Below are 3,706 nucleotides of genomic sequence, written 5' to 3'. Positions count from 1 at the left end.
GGCCGGGCACAGCACGAGGGCCCGGACGCTGTGGTCCGGGCCCTCGGGTACCGCGATCGGCCGGTGGTGGCGGGTCGCCGTCAGCGCCTGCGGCGGCTCCGCACCCTGCCGTCCGGCCACAGCCGGGGACTGCGCTTGGCGGCCACGTCCTCGATCCAGCCCGTGGACAGGATCATCAGCCCGATCAGCGGCCAGACCAGGACGAACATCCACTCGTCATAGGTCGTGGTCAGGAACCCGTCGAAGTGCGAGCCGATCCCGGGGACGTTCCACACCTGGTCGAGGAGCGGCACGGCAGCCGCGATCAGCGTGTTGTGCCACAGGTAGATCGTGACGGCCCGGTTGTTGGAGAGCGTGACCAGCCGGTCGTAGCGGGCCAGCCGGCCCGGCAGTTCCGGCCAGGACGGCGAGTACGCCAGCAGGATCGCGCAGAAGCCGAACGACCAGGTGGCCTGGGCCAGCGGGATGTCGTTGAGGTCCCAGCCGTCCTGGGTGGGGTGCCCGGAGGCCCACCACAGGCCGAACGCCATCACCATCGACGAACAGGACACCAGCAGATAGCGCGGCAGCTTCTGGATCAGCCCGTCGTGGTGCGCGAAGCCGAGCACCCAGCAGGCCGCGTAGGTGACGAAGTCGGTGATCACCGAGCCGGTGTCGCCGGGGATGGTGACCACACCGGTCCCCAGGACCGCCGTCAGCGCCAGCGGGGCCAGCAGCACCGGCCAGGGCAGCTTGCGGAACAGCTTCAGCAGCAGCGGCGAGGCGAGCACGAACCACAGATAGGCCCGCAGGTACCAGAGCGGCTCGGCCGCCTGGACGGCCCAGGTCTGCTCCAGCATGCCGTCCTTGTGGCCGATCGACCACGGGAACGGCGGGGTGCCCACCGGCACCAGGTAGTTGAAGAGCTTGGCCCACCACCACAGGCCCTGCTCCTTGTCCGGCTTCCAGCCCGCCGCGAACATCGCGGTGAGGATCACCGCGCCGAACGCCCACATCGGCGGCAGCAGCCGCCGCAGCCGGCCGCGGATGACGCTCCAGGCGGGCCGGCTCAGCGAGCGCGCCATCAGCGATCCGGCGAGCGCGAACATCACACCCATCGACGGGAAGACGATCGAGAGCCAGGCGAAGCCGAAGAGGTGGTAGACGACCACGCGGACGAGCGCGAGCGAACGCAGCAGGTCCAGATAGCGGTCGCGGCCCGACGCCTTGGGCTTCTTCTCGGCGCTCACCGCGGCCACGGCCGCGGGCACCTCGACGAAGGGCTGGGGTATCGGTGCGGTCATCCGACGGGCCTCCGGTCGATGTTCTCCTTGCTGCCGCGCTGGCTGGGAATGCCCCCCGGCGCCTCCACCACACCCGTGCGCCGCAGCTTCTGCCAGCGCAGGCGACCGCCGGTGAGGGCGGTGATCCAGGACTGGAGGAGCACCACGTACATCAGCTGGCGGTAGAGGATCTGCTGGAGCGGGAGCGACACCAGGTGGGTGAGGCGTTCGCGGTCCAGGCGGAACGCGTAGGCCGCGCAGACCAGTTGGATGAGCAGGACGCTCAGCCAGGCCACCACGGTCTTCTGGGTCGGGCCGAAGACCAGGCCATACAGGAGGAACACGTCGATCAGGGGGGCCAGGAGCGGGGCCAGGACCATGAAGAGCGACACCAGGGGCAGGCCCACGCGGCCGAAGCGGCCCGAGGGGCCGCGCTCGAAGACGGCGCCGCGGTGCTTCCAGATGGCCTGCATCGTGCCGTACGACCAGCGGTAGCGCTGCGACCAGAGCTGCTGCACGGACTCGGGCGCCTCGGTCCAGGCGCGCGCGTTCTCCGCGTACACCACCCGCCAGCCGTCGCGGTGCATCGCCATGGTGACGTCGGTGTCCTCGGCGAGGGTGTCCTCGCTGATGCCGCCGACCCGCTCCAGGGCGGTGCGGCGGAAGGCGCCGACCGCGCCGGGGATGGTCGGCATGCAGCCCAGTACGTCGTACATCCGGCGGTCCAGGTTGAAGCCCATCACGTACTCGATGTGCTGCCAGGCGCCGATGAGCGAGTCGCGGTTGCCCACCTTGGCGTTGCCCGCGACCGCGCCGACCCTCGGGTCGCCGAACGGCTGCACCAGCTCGCGTACGGTCGACGGCTCGAAGACGGTGTCGCCGTCCATCATCACGACGATGTCGTGGCGGGCGTTGCGGATGCCGTTGTTGAGCGCGGAGGGCTTGCCGCCGTTGGGCTGGCGGATCACCCGGACGTTCGGCAGCCACATCGCCTCGACGATGTCCGCGGTGCCGTCGGTGGAGCCGTCGTCGACGACGAGGATCTCGATGGGGTGGTCGCCGGCCATCAGCGAGCGCACGGTGTTGGCGATGCACTCGCGCTCGTTGTACGCCGGGACGATCACCGAGACCGGCTCGGTGACCTCGGGGCCCCAGCGGAAGCCGCGCTTACGGACCTTGCGCGCGTGCAGGAACGACAGGATCAGCATCAGGCCGAACCGGGCGAAGACCAGCACGCCGATCACGGCGAGCCCGCCCACCAGGATGTCGGTGCTGCTCTCCGAGACCTGGACGGCGAAGACGAACGCCTTGCCCTTCCACAGGTCCATGCCGGTGACCGGGGTGTGCGCGCTGGGCGCGTTCAGGGCCTCGGTCAGATTCACGAACGTGTAGCCCTTGCCCTGGAGCTGGGGCAGGAAGGTGTCGAGCGCGGCCACGGTCTGCGAGCGGTCGCCGCCGGAGTCGTGCATCAGGACGATGGCGCCCTTCCCGTGCTTGGGCGTGGCGTTCTTGATGATCGTCTTGATGCCGGGGCGCTGCCAGTCCTCACTGTCCGTGGAGTCCAGCGCGGTGATGTACCCGCGGCTGCCCACGTACTTGATCACCGGCCAGTTCTGGTCGTCGATCGCATCCGCGAACGACGAGTACGGCGGCCGGAAGAGGGAGGTGCGGATACCGGCGGCGCCTTCCAGGGCCAGCTGGTTCTGCGCGAGCTCCCAGTCGATACGGGCGTGCGACTGGTAGGAGAGGTCGGGGTGGTTGAAGGTGTGCAGACCGACCTCGTGGCCCTCGTCGACCATCCGCTTGATGAGACCGGGGTAGCGGGCGGCGTTGGCGCCGGTGACGAAGAAGACGCCGTGCGCGTGGTACTTCTTCAGCTGGTCGAGCACCTTCGGGGTCCAGGTGGGGTCCGGGCCGTCGTCGAAGGTGAGCACCAGCTTGTGCTTGGGGATGTCGAGGCTGGTGGGCTTGGCGGTGCCCCGCGCGTCGATCACCGGACCGCCGTCCAGGATGCGTTCGGGCACCTGGTCGGTGGACGCCTCGGGGCGTATTCGGTGGTCGGCGAGTATCTCGTTGTGGACGTATCCGCGCAGCATCAGCATCGCGAGCAGGGCGACGAGGAAGAGCAGGGGCAGCAGATAGCGCATCGGCAGTCTGCGGCGTCTGGGCTTGCGTGCGGTACCGGGACCCGTACGAGGGGTCTTGCGGCGAGGGGCTTTCACGTACTGGCTCCAGAGGGCGGAGTCGGCTTCTTCGACAGCCCCGTCGGGCTGCCGGACGAACCGGTGGGGAGGCCGGGGCCCGCCGAGTGGCCGCCGGTCGGCTTCGCGGTCGGCGAGGTGCCGGGGCGCGGGGAGGCGGTGCCGGGCTTGGCGGGGTGGCTGGACTTGGGCGGCTTGGGGGTGCCGGAGGCCCTGGTCCGCACGGGGGCGGTGGCCGAGGGG

At 70.0% G+C, this 3,706-nt stretch carries 2 protein-coding genes and 1 pseudogene; all 3 read right to left on the bottom strand.

The annotated features are described in order from the left end of the window. Window positions 1–80: 80 nt before the first annotated feature. Window positions 81–1,283: an acyltransferase gene (locus ACJA3G_RS32860; protein ID WP_406556685.1), complete on the bottom strand. Its 1,203-nt coding sequence runs from the start codon at window positions 1,281–1,283 to the stop codon at window positions 81–83. After that, on the bottom strand, window positions 1,280–3,409 hold the full coding sequence (locus ACJA3G_RS32855; RefSeq protein ID WP_406556686.1) for a bifunctional polysaccharide deacetylase/glycosyltransferase family 2 protein: 2,130 nt from the start codon (window positions 3,407–3,409) through the stop codon (window positions 1,280–1,282). Before ACJA3G_RS32855 ends, ACJA3G_RS32860 begins: the two co-directional genes overlap by 4 nt. Window positions 3,410–3,480: 71 nt before the next feature. Next, window positions 3,481–3,706 (bottom strand): annotated as a pseudogene (locus ACJA3G_RS32850) (hypothetical protein); the annotation flags it as partial.

This window comes from Streptomyces sp. YS-3 (assembly GCF_045257485.1).
Lineage (GTDB): Bacteria > Actinomycetota > Actinomycetes > Streptomycetales > Streptomycetaceae > Streptomyces.
This window is presented reverse-complemented; position numbering and strand designations above follow the sequence as displayed.

What these genes read in the sequence shown, in the direction of transcription:
- ACJA3G_RS32860 (WP_406556685.1), bottom strand. Translation starts at nt 1,283, where the DNA reads ATGACCGCACCGATACCCCAGCCCTTCGTCGAGGTGCCCGCGGCCGTG.
- ACJA3G_RS32855 (WP_406556686.1), bottom strand. Translation starts at nt 3,409, where the DNA reads ATGCGCTATCTGCTGCCCCTGCTCTTCCTCGTCGCCCTGCTCGCGATG.